This window comes from Streptomyces sp. NPDC041108 (assembly GCF_055592645.1).
In genome coordinates, this window is record NZ_JBVIYK010000004.1 from 465,282 (window position 1) to 484,788 (window position 19,507).

A 19,507-nucleotide genomic window follows, 5' to 3' on the forward strand; every position below is an offset into this window, starting at 1 on the left:
GTGGGTAAGCGGGTGCGGGTCACCAGGTGACGGGCAGTTCGTGGACGCCGTAGACGACGGAATCCCGCTTGAAAGCGATGTCCTCCATCGGCACGGCGACCTTCAGGCCGGGGAGCCGGCGGAAGAGTTCCGGCAGGACTATCTGGAGTTCGGCGCGGGCCAGCGGCTGGCCGAGGCACTGGTGGATGCCGTAGCCGAAGGCCAGGTGCCGGCGGGCGTCGGCGCGTTGCAGGTCGAGGTCGTCGGGGGCGGCGAAGATCTCCGGGTCGCGGTTGGCGACTCCGAGCGGGATGATCACACCCTCGCCGGCGCGGATGGTGACGCCGCCGATGGTGACGTCCTCCACGGCCGTACGGCGCAGTCCGCCGTGCACGATCGAGATGTGGCGCAGCAACTCCTCGACCGCGCCTGCCACCTGGTCCTGATCGCCGAGCACGTACGGGATCTGCTCGGGATGGTGCAGCAGGGTGATGGTGCTCAGCGCGATCATGTTCGCCGTCGTCTCGTGCCCGGCGAACAGCAGGAAGGAGCTCAGGTCGGCCGCGTCCTGCTCGGTGATGACACCGGCGTCGACCTGCTCGGCGAGCCGGGTGACCAGGTCGTCGCCAGGCGTCGTGCGCTTGGTCCGCACGAGTTCCAGCAGATACGTGGCCAGTGCCTGCTGCGCACGGGTGGTCTCCTCCGCCGTGGCGGTCAGGTCGACGAAGACCTTCGAGTGCCGCTGGAAAAAGGGGTGGTCCTCGTACGGCACGCCCAGCAGTTCGCAGATCACCAGGGAGGGCAACGGCAGCGCGAAGCGCTCCACGAAATCGGCCGGGCCCGGCCGCCCCGTGAGGTCACCGAGGAGCTCGTCGGTCAGACGGGCGATGGCCGGACGCAGCGCGTCGATACGTTTGACCATGAACTCCCGGGTCAGGGTGCGCCGCATCAGGGCGTGCACGGGGTCGTCATGGCCCTGGAAGAAGCCGCGCCGGGGCTGCGGGGTGCCTGGCTTGAAGTTGGGCGCACCGGGCCGAGACGGGTCGGAGCTGAACGCCGGGCTGCCGAGCACCGCCCGCGCGTCCTCCCAGCGGGTCACGAGCCACGGGCTGAGTTGCCCCTCCCACAGGGAGACCCGGGTGACCGGGCGCTCCGTCCGCAGTTCGGCATACAGGGGCGGAGGATCAAGAGGCGCGTCCTTCGGACGGGCGAGTTCGAACGCGGGGACGGACGCAGACGAGGGCATAGCCGTTCCTCTCCACCATCAACTAACAGCGTTAGGTGTTCTGCTTGATAGACTAACACCGTTAGTCGAAGGGTGTGAAGCCGCATCCTCTGTTTCCGCCTCTGCGGCGCCGGCCGCACGGGTAGGGGGCCCGGGCGGGTAGATAGGGTGCACACAGCGAGGAGGTGGCCATGAAGCAGCAGGTCAGACGGGTGCCCAATGTGCGGGGCGAGGGGGAACGGCTACGGCAGGAGATCCTCGACGCGGCGACCCGCATCCTGGAGGAGTCGGGACGCGAGGACGCGCTCTCCCTGCGAGGAGTGGCCCGCGAGGTCGGCATCTCCGCGCCCAGCGTCTATCTGCACTTCAAGGACAAGACCGAACTGGTCGCCACAGTGCTCGACGCCGCCTACCGGGCGCTGGCCGCAGCGATGGGCGAGGCCGGCGAAGCGGCCGCCGCAGCCGGCGCCGCCCCGTGGGAGCGGATAGGGGCCACCACCGCCGCCTACCGCAGATTCGCCATCGACAAGCCCCGCCGGTACCGGCTGATGTTCAGCCTGGAATACGAACCCGAGCGTCAGCCCTCCGCCGAGACTCCCCTCGGCACCGTGCTCCAGGCATGGACCCACGCCGTGGACACCTATCTCGCGGCGATCGCGCCCGCCCGTCGACCGGAAGCGGAGACGGTCGGCATCCACCTGTGGACCGCCCTGCACGGCCAACTGGTCCTCTGGCACACCCTGCCAGGTCACCACACCAGCAGCGAAGACATCCTGATCGAACTGGAGCAGTCATTGCTGCACCGGCTGCTGCCCATACCGGCCCCTCAGCCATCAACCCCGACGCTCGACGCCGCACACAGCCGGCGAGGCAGTTGAGAAAGTCGCACCGGACGCCGCTGAAGCGCGGCGACCGCTCGAATCGGCCGGAGCTGCACCACGAGCAGGGGGTTCGTTCACCGATCCGGCACCCACACCGGCCGCTGCCCCAACCCCCAACGGACAGCCCGCGTACGGCACCAGCTCCAAGGTCGTCCTGACCACCGCGCACCTCGACCACACGCCGGAGAACTGCGACCCCGCCAACCTCCGCGCCATGCGCCAGGGCTGCCACCTCAACTACGACCAGGACCACCACGCCCGCACCCGGGCCGAGCCCGCCGCGCATCACTCGAAGCCTCCGGACAGCTCACGTTCGAGACGTATAGAACTCGCCGATTAAGCCCATGATCATCCTCACCGGGATTTCCAGTATCTCAACTACTCACACCCGCTGACCTTCAGGTCGCAGACCTCGTCGGCCGGGAGGAACAGGATGCAGGCGCACCCGCTCTTCACCTTGCACGCCGTCGGCGGGAAGCGCGGCACACCCCGCTCAGGATCGGGTTTCTGATGAGGCCCCAGGGGTGACCGCACCGTCCGCACGTCCGCGCGGGCTTCGCCCGCAACCGCTCGACCACCGTGCTCATGACGGGCCAACGATCCGTTCGGTAGGACAGGCACTCACCGACAGGTGTTGCTGTCCTTCATCGACATACTCAGGTGGACAACGGACAGCACCAAACCCTGTCCATAAGAAGTGCTCCAGCATGAAGTGGTCGGGGTCGCGCCAGTAGTCGAAGAGCTGGCTGCCTTGGATGTGCCGTCCGATGCCCCAACTACGCTTGTATCCACGCTCCTTGAGGTACTCGCCACCGGCAGCGATGGAGTCGAGGTCGGTGACCTGGTAGGCGGAGTGGACGTACTCCGTTCCCGGCCCCAGGTGCATCGCGAGGGTGTGGTGATCAGCCGGCACACCGCCCAGGTCGCAGCGGATGAACGCCATCGTCGGGCCGCGGTCGCGCTGGCCGTCCAGGAACAGGAAGTCGGACACGATCATGCCGAGGGTGTCCAGGTACCAGTCCAGGGCCCGGGCGAACACGCGTGTCTCCAGCACGACGTGGCCCAGCCGCACATCGTCGACCTCGGACCGGACGGCCGACTCCTTGAAGAGACCCCCGCCGGCCCACGCCCTGTCCCCGCCGACCGTCTCGACGACCACTTCGCCGAGGAACTGGCCCCTCCCAGTTGGGCCACTGACCTGCTCGTCTACGTACACGGCTGGCAGACCAAGCCGCAGTCCTCGACCGCCGCCGCCAGCCGACTCCTGGCACTGGCAGCGGCGCAGTACAGGACTTCCCTGTACCCGCGCCTCAGCCGGGCGGCGCGTGAGGCCTTGCCGTCGAGGCTGCTGGCCTTACGCCGGCCTTTCGACTTTTGTCCTTCGGCCCGCCGTGGTCTCCGACTGGTGAACTGCATGCGCCTGGAGGCATCGAGAAGATCCCGTGCGGTGGCCGGGGCTGGGCCCGCGTCCTACGCACGGAGCCTGGCGTCATGCCTACTCGGCGCCGCGGGCCGGCACGGAGCCGTACTGGCTGCGCAGGCGGGCCTTGAGGATCTTGCCGGTGGCGTTGCGGGGGAGGGTGTCCACAAGGACGACCGACTTGGGGAGCTTGTACTTGGCGAGTCGGCCAGACAGGGAGTCCATGATGTCGTCGGGCGACACGTCGGAGCCCGCGCGGGGCACGACCAGCGCTCTGCCCACTTCGCCCCATCGTTCGTCGGGTACGCCGATCACCGCGCATTCCGTGACCGCGGGATGCTGGTAGAGGAGTTGCTCGACCTCGGCCGGATAGACGTTCTCCCCGCCGGAGATGTACATGTCCTTGATCCGGTCGACGATCGTGACGAACCCCTCCTCATCGACGGTGGCCGCGTCTCCGGAGCGGAACCAACTTCCGTCCGCGAAGGCGTCCTTGGTCGCTTCGGGCCACTGCCAGTATCCCTTCATCACGTTGGGGCCCTCGATGATCACCTCGCCGACCTCGCCCGGTGCGACATCGGTGAGGTCGGGCCGCACCACGCGTACGTCGGTGAAGAAGCAGGGCGTGCCGGCCGAGCCGGCCTTGCGGATGCTGTCCTGTGCGCGCAGGCCCAGCGCGGCGGGAGAGGTCTCGGTCAGGCCGTACGCCTGGAGGAAGGTCAGGCCCCGGTCCTGGTATGTGTGGATGAGGTCCTTGGGTACGGGTGCCGCCGCGCACTGCAGGATCCGGATCGACGACAGGTCGGCCGTCGCCCACCGCGGCGACCGGGCCATGGCCTGGTACATCGCGGGCACGCCGAACATCCTCGTCACCCGGTGCTCGGCGATGACGTCGAGCACCCGTTCCGGGTCGAAGCCGCGCATCAGCACCGACGTCCCTCCCTTGAGGAAGCCCGGCAGGAAGACGGTGTTGAGGGCGGCGGTGTGGAACATCGGTGCCACCACCAGAGCGACGTTGTCGGAGGCGATGTCCACGTCCAGCAGGATGTTGAAGCAGTTCCAGGCGATGTTGGCGTGGGTGAGCATGACGCCCTTGGGACGGCCGCTGGTGCCGGAGGTGTACTGGATCATGCACACCTCATCGAGGCCGACAGCCTCGTCCAGGGGGTTGTCCGACGCGCTCGCGAGCAGCTCCTCGTACGCCTTCCCCACCTCGACGTAGTGCTTCACCTCGACGTCGTCCCTGAACGCGTCAACTATGTCGGTGAGTTCGGCCCCGAACACCAGCACCCGCGCTCCCGAGTCGCCCAGGATGAAGGCCAACTCAGGTGCCGCGAGGCGGGTGTTGAGCGGTACGAAGACGGCGCCCAGCGCGTTCGCGGCAAACAGGGTCTCCGCCAGGGCCGGATGGTTCGCGCCAAGGTAGGCCACCCGGTCGCCGTGGCCGACCCCCAGGGCACGCAGGGCGTGAGCGAGCCGCGTCACGCGGGCGGCCAGCTCTCCGTAGGACAGGGATCCACCGCCGTCGTGCACGACGGCGGTGGCCTCCGGTGCCATGCGGGCGCGCCGCGCGGGCCACGAGCCGAGCCCTTGATTGCGCATGGTGCGTCTCTCTTCTCTTAGATCTCTCAGAGCCAGTCGGGCCAGGTGTAGTCGGCCGATTCGTCGTGGTCCCGGCGGGGCGGCAACGGGGCGAGCCGCCCCCGGGAGAAGACCAGCGGCGAGACGCCGGTCTTCTCCACCCCGAGTTCCCGGACGCGGCCGAGGACGAAGTAGTGGTCGCCGAGGGGCCACACGTCGGCGATGTCGCAGTCGATCCAGGCGGCGGCGCCCGCCAGGACGGGGCTGCCCGAGGGCGCGCCGCGCCACGGGTGGCGGTCGAAGACGTCGGGGGCCTTGGCGCTGACGTCCCGGCAGAGGCCCTCCTGGCCGGCGGCCAGCACGTTCACGCAGAAGGAGCCGCCGGCCATGATCCTGGGCCAGGTGGTGGAGGAGCGGCCGGGGAAGAACGCGACGAGCGGGGGGTCGAGGGACACCGAGGTGAACGAGCCGATGACCATGCCGACCGGGGTGCCGTCGGGTTCCTTCGCGGTGACCACCGTGACACCTGTCGGGTAGTGGCCGAGCACGTGCCGGAACCGGCCGGGGTCGTCCGCCGGGCCGCCGCCGGGCGCCGTCGCGGCGGACGTCGACCGGTTCACGCCGGGTTCTCCACGCCGAGCAGCAAGCGGGCGTATCCCGTGGCCCACCAACTGTGCTGGGCGTTCATGTGCGTCTTGTACGTGGCGACGTCGCGCAGGTACCGCTGCATGCGCTGGCCGTTCGCCAGCGCGCTGGAGCCGCTGGCCGAGGCCAGCATCTCGACGGCCTGGCAGGCGAGTTGGCCGGACTGCCGGGCCGTGAGGGACAGGGCCTGGTCGTCCAGTTCGGAGAAGGGCTCGCCCCCTGCCAGGCCCCGGGCCGCGTAGGCGGTGTAGTCGTCGGCGACCGACAGGATGATCCGCTGCGCGCTGTCGGCCAGGGCCGTGGCCAGGCCGAGGTTGCGCTGGTGTTCCGGATCGTGGCTGCGCGGCTTGAAGGGCGGCAGCGGGCTGTTCTTGGTGGTGATGATCCGCTGGTACTCGTCGATCGCGGCCTGGGCGGTGCCCGCCACGATCGAACACAGCTGGATGTTGAAGAACGTCATCAGCCGGCCCGCGTACATCGGGTTGCCGTGCAGTTCCACCCCCGGCCCGTCGGTGGCGTCGTTCGCCGCGACGTAGGTCCTGGACACGTACTCGTACGGTACGAGAACGTCCTCGGCCACGACGCTGTTGGAGCCGCTGCCGCGGAAGCCCAGGATCTCGCCCCAGTTGTCGAGCATCCGCCAGCCGGAGGGCACGAGCACCAGGCCCGGCGTGGGCATGCCGCCCTCCTCGTCGATGATGAGCACGCCACCCAGGAAGTGCGTGGAGACGTTGACTCCGGAGGAGTAGTCCCAGCGGCCGTTGACCCGGTACCCGTCGGGGGTCCTCGTCGCGGTGGCGCTCGGGGCCATCGGCAGCGGAGCCCGGAAGTCACCGTCCGGACCGAACACCTCGCGCTGGGTGCTCTCGGGGAAGCGGCCGGCCACCACCAGGCTGTGAGAGGCGGCCAGACACAGGTTCCAGCCGCTGGACGGGCAGCCGCGGGCCACCTCGGTGACCATCCGGGAGTAGGTCCGCAGGTCGAACTCGTACCCGCCGAAGCGGCGTGGCTGGAGGGACCGGTAGAAACCCGCCTCCAGGAACGCCTTGTGCGTGTCCTCGGAGATACCGGTCCGCTGTTCGGTCTCGTCCTGATGATCACGTAGCCAGGACCTCATGCCGGCGGCCCGGCGCACCAGTTCCTCCGGTGTCAGGTCCGGCTCCGGCTGCGGAATCTCGATGATTTTCTCGGCTGCCTCGGTTGTCTCGGACAATTCGCACCCCATCCGGCTGCTGTTCTGGGTCGGCCTGAAGGGAGTGTCGGCAGCGCGGCGAAGGACCGTCCAATGCCGGTAACCGTGGCCTTGATGAGTGCCGTGCATCACAGCAGGTCGGAAGGGGTGACGGGAATGCCGCACATTTCTGCCTGGTGACGCGCGGGGAAGCGCGCTGTAACCTGGCGCACCACAACGCCGTGGACCACGCCTTTCTGGAGGCTGAGTGGAACTCCGGAGCCTGCGCCACTTCTCGGCGCTCGCCGAGACCTTGAATTACCGGGTCGCCGCCGAGCGTCTGCACCTCACCCAGCCCGCGCTGACGCGCTCGATCGCCGCCCTCGAGCGTGAGCTGGGCGTCCAGCTGTTCGACCGCGACAAACGGCATGTGGCGCTCACCGCCGACGGCGCGGAGCTGCTCGTACGGGCGGGCGAGGTGCTGGCCGATGCCGACCGGCTCGCCGCCGCCGCGGGCGCCATGAGGGCCAGGCGGCGGGACGAGGTGCGGGTCGCGCTCTACGGGGTGGCTCTCGCGGAGCTGACGCATCCGGTCATCGAGGCGTTCCGCGAGCGGTATCCCAGAGCGACGATCCGGGTGCACGAAGCGGACTTCCACCAGGGGCAAGCCCCGCTGCTGGCCGGCGAGTGCGACGTGGCGCTGTTGTGTCTGAACGTCGACATGCCGGGCCTGACACGCGTACCGATCTTCACCGAGCCCGTTTCCCTCGCGCTGTGGAAGGGGCATCCGCTGGCCTCGGCCGCCGCGGTGGACGTGACCGAGGTCTACGACCAGCCCTGGGTCACCCCCCACCCGGGCGACGACTTGTGGGTGGGGGGACGCCACGGGGACCACGACGCCCCGAGGGTCGGCTCCCACGCCCGCTCGGCCCTGGACATGTCCTTGAAGATCGCCTACCAGCACATGGTGGGACTGATGCCCTTGTCGGGCGCCCGGATGTTCCCGCCACACCCGGGAGTGGAGGCCGTCGCTCCGAAAGAGTCCCTCGGCGCGGTGGCCGCGGTCGTCTATCCGGAGGCCGGTCACTCGCCCGCCGCCCCGGCGTTCGCCGAGGTCGCACGCCGGGTGGCCCGACGTGCGAGCGGCGTTCCGTACGCCGAGATCTCCCGGTAGGAGGGGTCAGCCGCCGTACGGCGGCTCGCCCGCCCAGGCCGCGTGCAGGACGGCGCGCAGATCGTCGGCGGAGGCCGGGCGGGGATTCGCGTACGGCGCCCCGAGAGCGACGTCGACCGCACGGTCCACGTCGGCGGCGGTCAGGCCGAGGTCGGCGAGCGATCGCGGGATGCCCAGCCGCTCGCCCAGCTCGTGCAACTCCCGTACCGGATCCGGGACATCGAGCGCCCGGCGCAGTGCCGCCATTGCGTCGGGAACCGCCGGCGCGTTGAACGCCAGCACATGGGGCAGGACGACGGCGTGTGTCTCGGCGTGCGGCAGGTCGAAGGTGCCGCCGAGCACATGGCAGAGCTTGTGGTGCAGCCCCATGGTGGTCGCGCCGAGACAGGCACCGCACAGCCACGCCCCGTACAGCGCGCGGCTGCGCGCGTCATGCCCCGAGGGGTCGGCGACGATCTCGGGAAGGGCCGCGGCCAGCGCCCGCACACCCTCCTGCGCCATGAGGGAGACGATCGGAGTGGAGTCCGGGGCGTACAGGGCCTCGACGGCGTGCGCGATCGCGTTCATGCCGCTCGTCGCGGACCCCACGGGCGGCATGGTGAGCGTGAGCAGCGGGTCGTACACGACGCTGCGCGGCAACACCTTCGGGTCGCGCCCGGTGCGTTTGACCGCGCCCTCGGTCAGGCCCCAGACGGGTGTCATCTCCGACCCGGCGTACGTCGTCGGGACGGCGACGATCGGCAGGCCGGTCCTGAGCGCGACGGCCTTGGCCAGACCGGTCACCGAACCGCCGCCGACCGCCACGCAGCCGTCGGCCCGGGCTTCGCGAGCCGCTTCGACGGCCAGGTCGGCGACCTCCACCGGGACGTGCGTCACCGCTCCCGCGTGCAGCCCGGCGCAGGCGTCGCCGAGAGACGCGGCGACGGCACGGGCCGTGTCCAGGCCATGGTCGTCGCACAGCACGAGGACGCGGCGCAGGCCGAGAAGCGCGACCTCGTCGGGCACCGCGTCCGGGACGGCACCCGACCGGAAGAGGACGCGCATCGGCTGTGCCTGGTGGGTGAAGTCCAGGGCCTCGCCCTTCACAGGATCACCGGTTGCAGCACGATGTCGAAGCGCGCCCGGCGGAAGGGGTTGGCCAGGCCCAGCTCCGCGGCCTCCGCGGGGGAGTCCACCTCGACGAACTCCTCGACCAGGCTCTCCTTCACGGCGAAGACGGCGTCCGACTCCAGATAGTCGCTGCCCGCCACGAAGATGTGCGTCGTCACCGGGCTGTACCCCTCGGCGCCCACGATGAAGTGGACATGGGCGGGACGGTAGGGGTGACGGCCGGTCGCCTCCAGCAGCGAGCCGACCGGCCCGTCCGTCGGAATCGGATACGGGCTCGGAACGCACGAGCGGAACCAGAACCGTCCCTCCGCGTCCGCCGTGAACAGCCCGCGCCCATTGCCCGGCGGCTGCTTCTCCGGCTGCTGGACGTCGTAGAAGCCCTGGTCGTCGGCCTGCCACACGTCCAGCGTCGCACCGGGCAGCGGGGTGCCGCCGACGGAGACGACCCGTCCGCTGATCACACACGGCTCGCCGCCGCCGACCAGATCGATGTTCGCCCCGAGTTCACGGACCGGGGACTCGGTCATGTGGAAGGGGCCGAGCACCGTCGAGTCGGTCGCGGCGGCCGCCTTGTGGTCGTTGATCGTCTCGACGAGCATCGACACACCCAGGACGTCCGACAGCAGGATGAACTCCTGCCGGGTGTCGTCGCACATGTGTCCGGTCGCGGTGAGGAAGTCGATCGCCCGCTCCCACTCGGCCTGGGTCGGCTCGATGTCCCGTACGAAATCGTGCAGATGACGCGTCAGGGAGGCCAGCACCTCGCGCAGTCGGGGATCGGAGGTGTGGGCGAAGCTTTCCAGCACCGCCGTCGTCGTGGAATTCGCGGAACTCGCGGAACTCGTGGTCTTCGTGGTCTTCGTGGTCTTCGCGGTGAGGTCCATGGCCGCTCAGCCCCGCCCGAGGATCTGCCGCAGCGCGTCGCCCAGTGCGGCCGTGACGTCACCGGAGGCGTCCTGGCGGCGGAAGGCCACATGGTTGTCCGGCCGCACCAGCAGCGCGCCCGAGTCGCCGATCTCCCGCAGCCGGGCCCAGTCCCCGTACGGGTCCTCGTACTCCTGGCCGGGTCCGATGACCGCCGTGGCGATCTCCAGGCCGAACTCCTTGCCGAGGATGCGGGCGGCCTCCGTCCAGGGCTCGCCGCCGATGCCGGTGATCAGGGTGAACCGGCCGTTGCCGCCCAGGTCCAGGGTGGACGGATCGCGGGTGCCCGCGGAGAGCCAGGCGTGCGGGAGCTTGGCGCCGGGGCGGGTGCTCGGCTGGAAGTGCAGCTCGGGGTCGCGTGCGAAGCCGGGGTCCTCGGTGCCGTCCGGGACGATCGCGGCGGAGGTGTAGCGCTGGTTGAGGTCCACGCCGTGGGCGTTGAACTCGTACGCCTTGAGGGCGATCGCCTCCCGCAGCCGCGCCCGCTGCTCCTCGGCCTCCGCAGTGGCGTCCTTGCGGGCGGCGATGTTCCGCCACAGCTGCTCGGGGGTCTGCGGCGCCAGGCCGCCGAGCGCCTCGAAGACGGGTGCCGTCTCACCGATGGACTGGTTGGCCCGGGTGACGACCTGCTTGCCGACCGGTGCCCGCTCGTCACTGTAGGTGTCCAGCAGGGACGGGGACGCGGTGCCGTCCAGGACGAGCTTCAGCTTCCACGCCAGGTTGTAGGAGTCCTGGATGGAGGTGTTGGAGCCCAGCCCGTTGGACGGTGGGTGCCGGTGGCAGGCGTCGCCCGCGCAGAACACCCGGCCGTTGGAGTACGTCTCGGCGTACATCTCGTTGACCGTCCACGCGGAGGACGACTTGACGGTCACCGGGATCTCGTCGTCGCCGATCAGCTTGCGGACGACGGACAGGGCGTACTCCTCGGTGAGGTCCGGCGGCCCGGCGTCGACGTCGTAGCCCCACACGATCAGCCACTCGTTCCACGTCCGTACGCAGCGCACCAGGCCGGCGCCGATGCCGCCCACGGTCGCGCCGGGCGCCAGCACCCAGTAGAGGGTGGCCGGTCGGTGCGCCACGTATTTGCTGAGGTCCGCGTCGAAGACGATGTTGATGCTGCCGGCCACGCCCATCTGGCCGCCCATCGGCAGTCCGGCGTCCTCGGCCACCTTGCTGCGGCCGCCGTCCGCGCCGATCAGGTACTTGGCGCGGATGGTGTACGTGTCGCCGCGCAGCCGGTCGCGGACCGTGGCGGTCACGCCGTCGGCGTCCTGCTCGTGCGACAGGTACTCGGTGCCGAACCGCAGTTGGCTTCCGCGCGCTATGGCCGCGTTCACGAGCACCGGTTCCATGAGGTGCTGCGGCATGTCGCACATGCGGGTGGGACTCGCCAGCTCGTGCGCGGCCTGCACGAGCGGTTCGTTGCCCCAGGACCTCAGCCGGCCGAGCTCCTCGCCCGCGAGGGCGGTGCAGAAGACGGTGTTGCCCATCAGGTGCTGCGGGGTGGCCTGGGCGATCACATCCTCTTCGACACCCAGGTCACGCAGCACTTCCATGGTGCGCTGGTTGGTGATGTGCGCCCGGGGCGTGTCCGCGAGGCGTGAGTAGCGGGTGACCATGACGTTCGGCACGCCATAGGTGCTCAGCGCCAGTGCGGCGCTCGCTCCCGCGGGCCCGCTTCCCACGATGAGCACATCGGTCTCGACGGTCGGCACGGTCGGCACGGTTGTCATCGGGACGTTTCCTCCACATCCGTCAGCCGCTTGTCCAGCCAGGTCATCAGTGCCTCGGCCACGTCGTCGGAGTTCTTCTCGCCCATGGGCAGGTGACCGTTGCCCGTGAGCCCCAGGTCCGCCAGGCGCAGCAACTCGACGTCCGCACCGGCCTGGGCGAGGTAGTCGGCGACACCGTGCTGGAACGCCGCGAACGGCGAGGTGTCGGCCGCGACCACGGCGATCGGGAAGCCCTGGAGCCCTGGCAGGGACCGCACGGCGCCTGCCTCTTCGTCCTGGACGAGACAGTCCTGCAGCCCGTCGCCCCCCGCCTCGCGCAGCCGGAGGCGCAGTTCCTCCGGGGTCCGTACCGGCGGCTCGTAAGTGATCGGGGCCGCGGTGAGCCCCCACTCCAGCTTTCCGAGGCCGGGCAGTTCGATGAACGGCGGTCCCATCGGCTCGATGGAGACGACGGCCTTCACCAGCCCGGGCCGGGCATCGGCGACCAGCCAGCCGAACGGCGCCCCCATGGAGTGGGTGATCAGCACGGCCGGTCCGATACGGTCCAGCAACTCGGCCCCGCAGCGCCGCATCTGCTCCTCGTTCTCGGCGAAGGTGGGCAGCGTCGGGCCCTGGCTCGCCATCAACTGGTCCAGCGCGCAGTCGTCGCCGACCTCGCCGCTGCCGGGCCACTGGCTGCCAGGTCGTCCTGCCCCGTCGCAGAACAGCCAGCGGATGAACTCGTACGTCGGCGCCGCGCCCTCGATGGGCCCGAGGACATCGGGGTGGTACGGGGAGCGCCCGTGACCTGGACGGTCGACCACGTACACGGCGTAACCGGCCTGGAGGAACCGGGTGGCCCAGCCGGGGCGCCCGTCAGGCGTCGACAGGTAGTCCGTGCCCTGGCCGCCGCCCCCGTGGACCATCACCACGGGCAGCGGATGCCGGAGATCGGCCGGGATCTGGTACTGGACGTACATCGCGGCCTCGGCGGCGGTCCCGGCCTCGGTCGGCTTGCGCCCGACACCGACCCAGAACGCGCCTTGCTCGCTGATCGACAACGGCGAGGCGGCACGGGCCGGCTCGGCGGTTCCGGGTGGTCCGGGTGGTGGGGGGATGGTCATCGGTGAACCTCCGTCACGGCGTCTGCGCCCATGCCCAGCACTATTGGTGATCGGCTCCGGGCTGGTCCAATGCCGGTTGGGGACGCCGTGATGCATGGCGCTCATCAGCGTCCCCGAGGGGCGGCTACTTCGGCGGGAGGGTGCGCGTGGGGGCGAGGGTGACCAGGGCGTCGGTGCAGAGCGCGGCCTCCAGCTGCTCGACCACCGGCAGTTTGTGCTGCGGGTCGCGGTCGGGCCGGTCAGGTGGAAGCTGCCGGTGCCGACCCGTTCGCTTGGCGCGCACGACCTCGAAGGATCTGCATCCCCTTTTTCGCCGCGTCGGCCGCCATGACCGCGAGGTAGGCGTGGGCGAGCATGCCAGGGTGATGTGCCGATACCAGCCGATGTAACGACGGACCTCGTACTGGTCCAAGCCGCACTCGTTCTTCGCCGCCTGAAAGCACTCCTCTCGGACGACGCTGTCGGCCGTGCGACCTCGGGCGCACGCAGACCGAAACTCCCCTTGTCCAGCGCGAGGCAAGGGGAGTTTCGGTGGGCTCGAACCGAATACCGGTGTCAGCAGGAGCGCGAGCCCGCGAAGCCGACGCGGACGAGCTTCCACTGCTGGTTCACGTCGCCCCAGTCCGAGTACTGGACGATGCCGGTCCCGTCGGCGGAGGAGAAGCCCGGTACCTCGACGGCCTTCCCGCTGTTGCGGTTGATCAACCGGACGTATCCGTCCGGTGAGGTCCGCCAACCGGAACTGCTGGTTCGCGCCACCGTGGTCGCTCCACTGGTTGATGGCGGCGGTGTCGGCCGTCGACCAGCCGGAGACGTCCAGCAGCTTGCCGGAGTGCCTCGCCTTCAACCGGTAGTAGCCGTCACCGGAGTCCACGAACTGGAACTGCTGGTTGGTCCCGTCGATCCGAGCCCACTGCGTGACCGCGGCGCCGTCCTCGGAGCTCACGCCCGCCACGTCCAGTGCCTTGCCGCTGTTGCGGTTGACCACGACGTACCAGGCGTTCGTGTCCACAGTGCCCGGTTGCGCCGCCGGCGCGCACGCGCGCAACTCGAAGCGTTCCACCCACACTTTGCCGCCGAGGGCTTTGGTGGCGTGGTTGAAGACGGCGAAGCGGTAGCCCATGAAGAAATGAGGTCTCTCGTTCATGGTGAAGGCCGGGCCGAGCCGGGTGAAGGTGGTGCCGTCGGTGCTGTAGGAGAACGTCGCCTGGCTGCCCGGCCCCGGGCCGATGTCGGCGGTGGCGCGCAGCCAGACGCGGCTGCCGGACGTGGGGAGGTCGACGCGGGCCTGCTCGGTGCCGGTGCTGCTGGTGTTCCAGTTGGCGTCCATGGTCAGGCCGTCGAACATCACCAGCCTGCTGACGCCGCCCTGCCGCGTGACGCCGATCCAGGCGGAGGAGTCCCGCAGCATCGCCAGCCCGGCCGGGTCGCCGTCCGCCATCCCGGAGCAGTCGAGCACGACGATCGCGGTGGAGGCGGGGCCCTGGATGCGGCGGGTGAGGGTGTTACGGGCGTTGTAGAGGTCGTCGGTGACGGTGGCGGTCCTGAGGGTGAGCCCGTTGTTGACGGTGAACGCGGCGGTGTCGGGGTTGTGGTTCCACTCCCAGTACGGGGCCAGCGCCGTCCCCTCGAAGGTGTCGGCGCCGGTCATCGGCGGGAGCGGGTGCGGGGTGACCGGGTAGGGGTATGTCTCGCCCCACGTGCCGTCGACGGTCTGCGGCTCGGTCGGGGGGGCACGAACACCAAGGTGCGGGTCGACAACTCCGACGCCGTGACGAACGTCCTCGGCGCGGGCGTGCACCACGCCGACAAGTATCCGGCCTACCCGGGGCGAGGACCCCCACGAGCGGGTGACCAAGGTGGTCGACCGCGGCGTGCAGCAGGACTCCTGGGTCTTCGCTGCACGCGTCCGCGCTTCAGGCTTGCTGCCGCCGGGGTGCACCCGTCGGAACATGTCTGGATCTGGAGAAGGCGGCAGGGCGCGGTTCCGGGAGGGGCCTCGGCGCAACCTATTGACGCGATTCGGGCAGGGACATAATCTCCGCTTGCATTTGTTCGGCACGCGGACGAATGTTCGCAATGCGCACGTACTCGTTTCTGTTCAGGAGGCCCCCATGCAAAGGCGCGTTCTCGGGCTTGCCATAGCGGTAGTGACGGTCGCAGCCGCGGCCGGATGCGGATCTTCTTCCGGGACCGGTGGTGCGTCCTCCTCGGCCGGGAACAAGACCACCCAGGTCAAAGTGGGGATCATCCCGATCGTCGATGTGGCCCCCCTGTATCTGGGGCAGAAGAAGGGGTTCTTCAGCAGCCGCGGCATCGACCTGAAGATGGAGACCGCCCAGGGCGGCGCCGCGATCATCCCCGGCGTGGTGAGCGGCCAGTTCCAGTTCGGATTCAGCAACGTCACGTCGTTGATGATCGCCCAGACCAAGGGTGTGCCAATCAAGTCAGTGGTCAACGGGACCGCCTCCACCGGTGACGCCGGAAAGGACATCAGCGGGGTGGCCGTCAAGGAGGACAGCCCCATCAAGTCGGCCAAGGAACTTGCCGGCAAGACGGTGGCGGTGAACACCCTGCAGAACATCGGGGACACCACGGTCCGTGAGGTCGTGCGCAAGGACGGCGGCGACCCCTCGAAGGTCAAGTTCGTCGAGATGCCGTTCGACCAGATGCCGGCCGCGCTGGACGGCGGACAGGTGGACGCCGCCTGGGTGGGCGAGCCCGCGCTGACCATCGCCAAGGGCCAGGGCGCCCGTGTCGTGGCGTCGCCGTTCGCCGAGACCGACCCGAACCTCACCATCGCGACGTACTTCGCCTCCACCAAGCTGACCCAGGAGAACCCCGACCTGGTGAAGAAGTTCACCGAGGCGGTGACCGAGTCGCTGAAATACGCCTCCGAGCACCCGGACGAGGCACGTCAGATCGTCACGACCTACACCAAGATCGACGGTGAGGTGCTGACGAAGCTGACGCTGCCGACCTGGCCGGCCGAGTACGACATGGCCTCCCTGGAGAAGCTGGCCTCGCTCGGCGAGCAGGACGGCATCTTCGGCGGTAAGAAGCCCGACCTGGATGCCCTGTTCTCATGAGCGCGTCCGGGAGCACTCCTGTGCTGACGAAGCCCGCCGGGATCGCGACAGGTCCCGGCGGGGTGGGCGGTGGCCGCGTGCGGCGCACTCTGGACAGAGCGCGCACCCCGTTGCGCGGACTGGCAGGCCTGGCCGGGCTGGTGGTGTTGCTCGAGGTGCTGCCGCACATCGGTGTGGTCTCCGCCGACTACCTTCCGCCCGCCTCCGAGATGGGCCGGGCCCTGTGGCAGCTGCTCGGCGAAGACGCGTTCTGGACCGCGCTCGGTGACACCCTCACCGGTTGGGGCCTGGGCCTGGCCATCGCGGTGGTGGCCGGGGTGGTGGCCGGGTTGGTGATCGGATCGGTGCCGGTGCTGCGGGCGGTGACCGCCTCCACCATCGAGTTCCTGCGCCCCATCCCGTCGGTGGCGCTGATCCCGGTGGCGGTGCTGCTGTACGGCACCGACCTGGAGTCGAAGCTACTGCTGGTCGTGTACGCCTCCTTCTGGCAGGTGCTCGTCCAGGTCCTGGCAGGCATGCAGGACGTCGACCCGGTCGCCGAGGACACCGCCCGCAGCTACCAGATGGGCGGTTGGGGGCGGGTGCGGTACGTCCTGTGGCCCACCGCGCTGCCGTACGTGATGACCGGCGTGCGGCTGGCCGCGACCGTGGCACTGGTCCTGACGATCACCGCCGAGCTCGTCATCGGCTCGCCCGGCCTGGGTAACCAGCTCGCGGTCGCGCAGACCTCCGGCGCCGTACCGCGAGTCTATGCCCTGGTCCTGGTCACCGGACTCCTCGGGGTCGCGGTCAACCTGGTGGCCCGGGCGGTCGAGCGGCGGGCACTGCACTGGCACCAATCGATGCGCAGGGAGGGACAGCGATGACCGTCCTCACACTAGCCCGGCGGACCGGGCTGGTCCTGGGCCTGCCCGCGGTCCTGTTCGCCGTGTGGTGGTTCGCCACCGCGAGCAGTACCGACTTCTACTTCCCGCCGCTGTCCACCATCCTGGGCAAGTTCGGGGAGGTGTGGACCGGCGAACGACTGCTGTCGGACGTCGTACCCAGCCTGGTCCGCCTGCTCGCCGGCTATCTCCTCGCCGTCGCCGTCGGTGTCGGACTCGGCCTGGTGGTCGGCATGCACCGTGGCGTGCGGGACGTCCTGGAGCCGGTCCTGGAACTCTTCCGGGCCATCCCGCCCCCGGTGCTCGTACCCGTCATCATGCTGTTCGCGGGCATCGGCGACACCATGAAGGTCATCGTCATCGTCAGCGGCTGCATGTGGCCGATCCTGCTCAACACCGTCGAAGGCGTGCGCGCCGTCGACGAAGTGCTCAGCGACACCTGCCGCTCCTACGGCATCAGCGGCCTGTCCCGGCTGTGGCACCTGGTGCTGCGCTCGGCTAGCCCGCAGATCGTCACCGGCATGCGCCAGGCCCTCTCCATCGCGATCATTCTCATGGTCATCAGCGAGATGTTCGCCGCCAGCAACGGACTCGGCTTCACCATCGTGCAGTTCCAGCGTTCCTTCGCCATCCCCGAGATGTGGAGCGGTGTCCTGCTGCTCGGCCTGCTCGGATTCGCCCTCTCCCTGCTCTTCCGCATCGCCGAGAACCGGGTCCTGGCCTGGTACCACGGCCTGCGCCGGGCACAGCGCAACACCTGAGAAGGAGACGTCGATGCTCGACGTACGCAACCTGCAGAAGATCTACACCGGACGGAACCGCAACGTCGAAGCACTGCGGAACCTGACGTTTCACATCGGCGCCGGCGAACTCGTGTGCCTGGTCGGCCCCTCCGGGTGCGGCAAGACCACGCTGCTGAAGTGCATGTCGGGACTGCTCACCCCGACCAGCGGCGAAGTACGCCTGGACGGCCGCCCGGTCGACGGACCCCCGCCCGGCATGGCGGTCGTCTTCCAGGAATACGGCCGCTCCCTGTTCGCCTGGATGAACGTACGCGACAACGTCGCCCTCCCCCTGCGCCGCAAGAAGCTCGGCAAGGCCCGCGAGAAGGAACTGGTCGACCACGCGCTGGAGGTGGTCGGGCTCGCCGACGCCCACCAGGCCTACCCGTGGCAGTTGTCCGGCGGAATGCAGCAGCGCGTCGCCATCGCCCGCGCCGTGGCCTTCGAGCCGAAGGTGCTGCTCATGGACGAGCCGTTCGCCGCCGTCGACGCGCAGACCCGCGCCGAACTGGAGGACCTCATCCGGCGGTTGTGGCGCGAACTGGGCGTCACCGTCCTGTTCGTCACCCACGACATCGACGAAGCCGTCTATCTCGGCCAGCGCACCATCATCCTGTCCACCTCACCGACCGTGGTGCTGGAGGATCTGACGATCGATCTCCCCGACGAGCGCGACCAGTTGCACACCCGCTCCAGCACCCGCTTCGCCGAACTGCGCGCCCACGTCTACGAGCAGATCCAGCGCGCCAAGCACCACAACGGCGACACGCATGCAGCAGTGGCCGACCGCAGCGACGAGCTCGCCCTGCACAAGTCCGAGTCCTGACACACCGTCCGACACAAGGGCCGTAGCACATGGACGACAACGAACCCGGGCGGTACTTCGTGCAGTCCCTCGAACGAGGACTGGCCGTCATCCGTGCGTTCACCGCCGACACACCCGAAATGACCCTCTCGGAGGTCGCCAGGATCACCGGCATGAGCCGTGCCACCGCACGGCGCTTCCTGCTCACCTTCGCCGACCTGGGGTACGTGGCCACCGACGGCCGCCACTTCCGCCTCACGCCCCGGGTCCTGGAACTGGGCTACGCCTACCTGTCCAGCATGTCCCTGGCGGAGATCGCCCAGCCCCACCTGGAGCAACTGGTCGCCGAGGTCCACGAGTCCTCGTCGGTGGCGGTGCTCGACGACGAAGACGTGGTGTACGTCAGCCGGGTACCCACCCGGCGGATCATGACGGTCTCCATCAGCATCGGGACCCGCTTCCCCGCCCATGCCACCTCCCTCGGCCGGGTCCTGCTCGCCCACCTCGACGAGCCCCGGCTGCGGCACTACCTGGACACCGCCTCCCTCAAGCCGCTCACCCCCCGCACCATCACCTCAAGGGAGGCACTCGCCGCCGAACTGGAACACGTGCGGGCACAGGGCTGGTGTCTGGTGGACCAGGAACTGGAACAGGGCCTGATATCGATCGGCGTACCCATCCGGAACGAAGCACGACGGGTGGTGGCAGGCATCAACCTCTCCACCCACGTCAGCCGGCGAACGCCGGACTCGATACGCCACGATCTGCTGCCGCCGCTCCTGGCCACCGCCGCCGACATCGAGGCCGAGCTGAAGGTCCCCGGCTAGCCGGTCCTGATGCCGTGCCCCCGCGACGGCAGCACGGAGCAGCACCGGCCCTGGCGACCGGCCGGAACACACCGCCCCGCGCGACGGGCGTTGCCGTGGGCTCGTCACGGCCACCCAGACCTGTCGGCTCTCTGCCCCCACCAGGCATCATTCACTGCAGTGCTGAGCCAGTCG

At 69.5% G+C, this 19,507-nt stretch carries 16 protein-coding genes and 3 pseudogenes; 7 read left to right on the forward strand and 12 right to left on the reverse strand.

The annotated features are described in order from the left end of the window. Positions 1-19: 19 nt before the first annotated feature. Positions 20-1,225 (reverse strand): cytochrome P450, encoded by a 1,206-nt coding sequence (locus ACZ6BB_RS15270; RefSeq protein WP_470790046.1) that lies wholly within the window; start codon positions 1,223-1,225, stop codon positions 20-22. Between the two features lie 170 nt (positions 1,226-1,395). Between ACZ6BB_RS15270 and ACZ6BB_RS15275 the strand changes: the two genes are divergently transcribed. Further along, complete coding sequence (locus ACZ6BB_RS15275) at positions 1,396-2,082, forward strand: TetR/AcrR family transcriptional regulator (protein ID WP_470790048.1); 687 nt, start codon at positions 1,396-1,398, stop codon at positions 2,080-2,082. A 697-nt stretch (positions 2,083-2,779) separates the two neighbouring features. Here ACZ6BB_RS15275 and ACZ6BB_RS15280 read toward each other — a convergent pair. The 4 genes and pseudogenes from ACZ6BB_RS15280 to ACZ6BB_RS15295 form a co-directional block, all read right to left on the reverse strand. Beyond that, positions 2,780-3,154: pseudogene (locus tag ACZ6BB_RS15280) on the reverse strand (VOC family protein); the annotation flags it as partial. A 426-nt stretch (positions 3,155-3,580) separates the two neighbouring features. Further along, the gene (locus ACZ6BB_RS15285; RefSeq protein WP_471615661.1) at positions 3,581-5,107 is read right to left on the reverse strand and encodes an acyl-CoA synthetase; all 1,527 of its coding nucleotides are present in this window, start codon (positions 5,105-5,107) and stop codon (positions 3,581-3,583) included. 26 nt (positions 5,108-5,133) lie between these two features. After that, positions 5,134-5,706: a flavin reductase family protein gene (locus ACZ6BB_RS15290; protein ID WP_471615662.1), complete on the reverse strand. Its 573-nt coding sequence runs from the start codon at positions 5,704-5,706 to the stop codon at positions 5,134-5,136. Continuing rightward, positions 5,703-6,944, reverse strand: coding sequence for an acyl-CoA dehydrogenase family protein (locus ACZ6BB_RS15295; protein ID WP_471615663.1), 1,242 nt, complete (start codon positions 6,942-6,944; stop codon positions 5,703-5,705). The genes ACZ6BB_RS15290 and ACZ6BB_RS15295 overlap by 4 nt, the downstream gene beginning before the upstream one ends. Positions 6,945-7,170: 226 nt before the next feature. Between ACZ6BB_RS15295 and ACZ6BB_RS15300 the strand changes: the two genes are divergently transcribed. Beyond that, positions 7,171-8,076, forward strand: a complete 906-nt coding sequence (locus ACZ6BB_RS15300; RefSeq protein WP_471615664.1) for a LysR family transcriptional regulator — start codon at positions 7,171-7,173, stop codon at positions 8,074-8,076. A 6-nt stretch (positions 8,077-8,082) separates the two neighbouring features. Here ACZ6BB_RS15300 and ACZ6BB_RS15305 read toward each other — a convergent pair whose 3' ends face one another. The 7 genes and pseudogenes from ACZ6BB_RS15305 to ACZ6BB_RS15335 form a co-directional block, all read right to left on the reverse strand. Next, positions 8,083-9,162, reverse strand: coding sequence for a maleylacetate reductase (locus ACZ6BB_RS15305; protein WP_471615665.1), 1,080 nt, complete (start codon positions 9,160-9,162; stop codon positions 8,083-8,085). Beyond that, entirely contained in the window at positions 9,159-10,070 is a 912-nt protein-coding gene (locus ACZ6BB_RS15310; protein WP_471615666.1) for an intradiol ring-cleavage dioxygenase, read from the reverse strand. The genes ACZ6BB_RS15305 and ACZ6BB_RS15310 overlap by 4 nt, the downstream gene beginning before the upstream one ends. Before the next feature lie 6 nt (positions 10,071-10,076). Next, complete coding sequence (locus ACZ6BB_RS15315; protein ID WP_471615667.1) at positions 10,077-11,843, reverse strand: FAD-dependent oxidoreductase; 1,767 nt, start codon at positions 11,841-11,843, stop codon at positions 10,077-10,079. After that, the gene (locus ACZ6BB_RS15320) at positions 11,840-12,946 is read right to left on the reverse strand and encodes an alpha/beta hydrolase (protein WP_471615668.1); all 1,107 of its coding nucleotides are present in this window, start codon (positions 12,944-12,946) and stop codon (positions 11,840-11,842) included. The genes ACZ6BB_RS15315 and ACZ6BB_RS15320 overlap by 4 nt, the downstream gene beginning before the upstream one ends. A gap of 124 nt (positions 12,947-13,070) precedes the next feature. Then, on the reverse strand, positions 13,071-13,229 hold the full coding sequence (locus ACZ6BB_RS15325) for a hypothetical protein (RefSeq protein ID WP_471615669.1): 159 nt from the start codon (positions 13,227-13,229) through the stop codon (positions 13,071-13,073). Continuing rightward, positions 13,186-13,394, reverse strand: a pseudogene (locus ACZ6BB_RS15330) (IS701-like element ISCARN75 family transposase); the annotation flags it as partial. The gene ACZ6BB_RS15325 and the pseudogene ACZ6BB_RS15330, both read right to left, overlap by 44 nt. A gap of 122 nt (positions 13,395-13,516) precedes the next feature. Further along, positions 13,517-14,900, reverse strand: a pseudogene (locus ACZ6BB_RS15335) (RICIN domain-containing protein); the annotation flags it as partial. Between the two features lie 160 nt (positions 14,901-15,060). Here ACZ6BB_RS15335 and ACZ6BB_RS15340 point away from each other — a divergent pair. The 5 genes from ACZ6BB_RS15340 to ACZ6BB_RS15360 are packed head-to-tail and all read left to right on the forward strand — an operon-like array spanning position 15,061 to position 19,333. Continuing rightward, on the forward strand, positions 15,061-16,035 hold the full coding sequence (locus tag ACZ6BB_RS15340; protein WP_471615670.1) for an ABC transporter substrate-binding protein: 975 nt from the start codon (positions 15,061-15,063) through the stop codon (positions 16,033-16,035). Further along, on the forward strand, positions 16,032-16,901 hold the full coding sequence (locus tag ACZ6BB_RS15345; protein ID WP_471615671.1) for an ABC transporter permease: 870 nt from the start codon (positions 16,032-16,034) through the stop codon (positions 16,899-16,901). The genes ACZ6BB_RS15340 and ACZ6BB_RS15345 overlap by 4 nt, the downstream gene beginning before the upstream one ends. Further along, positions 16,898-17,680, forward strand: a complete 783-nt coding sequence (locus ACZ6BB_RS15350; RefSeq protein ID WP_471615672.1) for an ABC transporter permease — start codon at positions 16,898-16,900, stop codon at positions 17,678-17,680. Before ACZ6BB_RS15345 ends, ACZ6BB_RS15350 begins: the two co-directional genes overlap by 4 nt. Positions 17,681-17,693: 13 nt before the next feature. Beyond that, positions 17,694-18,527: an ABC transporter ATP-binding protein gene (locus ACZ6BB_RS15355; RefSeq protein WP_469500656.1), complete on the forward strand. Its 834-nt coding sequence runs from the start codon at positions 17,694-17,696 to the stop codon at positions 18,525-18,527. A gap of 29 nt (positions 18,528-18,556) precedes the next feature. Further along, positions 18,557-19,333, forward strand: coding sequence for an IclR family transcriptional regulator (locus ACZ6BB_RS15360; RefSeq protein ID WP_289937530.1), 777 nt, complete (start codon positions 18,557-18,559; stop codon positions 19,331-19,333). Positions 19,334-19,507 lie beyond the last annotated feature (174 nt).